Source organism: Streptomyces sp. ActVer (assembly GCF_027270795.1).
Taxonomy (GTDB): Bacteria; Actinomycetota; Actinomycetes; order Streptomycetales; family Streptomycetaceae; genus Streptomyces; species Streptomyces umbrinus_A.
On record NZ_JAPWHT010000877.1, the window covers coordinates 1 to 1471 of the forward strand.

The following is a 1471-nucleotide window of genomic DNA, read 5'->3' on the forward strand; positions in this document are numbered from 1 at the left end:
GGCCAGCCGGGCGGCGGCCACGGCGCAGTGGCGGGACGGCGCGTCGTCCGCGAACCGGGCGAGCAGCTCCGTGCCCTCCTCCCGGTCGATGTGGGCCAGGTACCACGCCGCGGCGATCCGCAGGTCCAGAGGGTACGAGCCGTCGTGCGCGAAGGTCCGCAGCAGGTCCGTGCCGCGCGGGTCGTGACCGGCCAGGGCCCCGGCGGCGTTGATCCGGTCCACGGGCACGGAGCGGGGATCCGTCGCCATGTCGTGCAGCCGGCGCTGCTGCTGGGGCAGATGCGCGAGAGAGGAGTGGGTCCCGCGCCAGTTCCGGACGACCGGGGCCGTATCCCGCTCCTGCTCGTCGGGGCGGCGCCACAGCAGTTCGAGGATCCGGCCGCGGGTGTCCTCGTCGCACATGCCCTCCGCCAGCAGCGACGCCGCCTGCTCGACCCGTTCGGGATCGGCGGCCAGCTCGCTCGTGATCGCGCGCCGCACGTCGGGCGGATGACGGTCGAAGGCGAACAGCGCGGCGACCCGGGTGTCGGCGTCGGAGAGGGCGTCGCCCCAGGTGGCGGGATCGGTGCCGTAGCGGTCCCGGAGGTGCTCCGCGGCCAGGTACTCGGCGAACGTGCGGTGCAGGAAACGGGGATGAGCCGTATGGACGTCGACGACCACCCCGGTTGCTTCGAGGAGCGCGGTCACCGCCCGGCGCCGGTACGGGTCGCCGTCCGCGGGTTCGGCCGGGTCGGCCAGCAGTCCCGTGGCGGCGCCGACGATCGGTGTGCCGTGCCGCAGATACGTGTCGGCGAGGTCGCCGAGGAAGCCGCGCAGCGCGACGGTGACGGCGGCGTGCCGCGGGGCCTGCCGAGCGTGCCGCTCGCGCAGTCGGCCCAGCAACTCCTCGATCCGGTCCCGCAGATGGGGTTCGTACGGGCTCTGCCGCTGCGGGAAGCGGCCGAGGAACTCCGCCACGGCGCGGGCGTACAGGTCGACCCTGCGGCTCTGCACGCGCGGTTCGCCGCCCGGGTCGAAGTACTGGCCGACCGCGAGATGCGCGAGCAGCGGCAGCCGCACCAGGTCGAGCATGCCGTTGCCCCGTACGTACGCCAGGAACTCCGCCGCCCGCGCCGCGGCCCGCTCGTGGACCCCGGGGTCCAACAGCCGCTCGGAGCCGCCCGTCTGATGGGCCATCACGAATCGGCGCAGCTGCTCGACGGTGAACGGCTGCAGCCGGAACTCCGTGGCTCCGGCGCCGGCCAGGCCGCGCCAGGCGCTGTCGTGCAGGCTGCGCGCGGACAGCAGCAGACGGCGCTCCATGCCGGGCCCGCTCGCGCTCTCCCGGGCCGCGGCGAGCAGGACCTCCATGACCTGCCGCCAGTCCTCGGGCCCGGTCACCTCGTCGAGCGCGTCCACCATCACCAGCACCCGCGCGCCCGGCACCGGCGGCTCCGCGTCCAGCAAGGCCCGGGCCCCCGGCGCCGCGGCC

General features: G+C 75.5%; 1 protein-coding gene. It reads right to left on the minus strand.

The window, feature by feature from the left end:
* Window positions 1-1471 (minus strand): hypothetical protein (locus O3Q52_RS53005; protein ID WP_269655537.1); only part of this gene is annotated, 1471 nt, incomplete at both ends.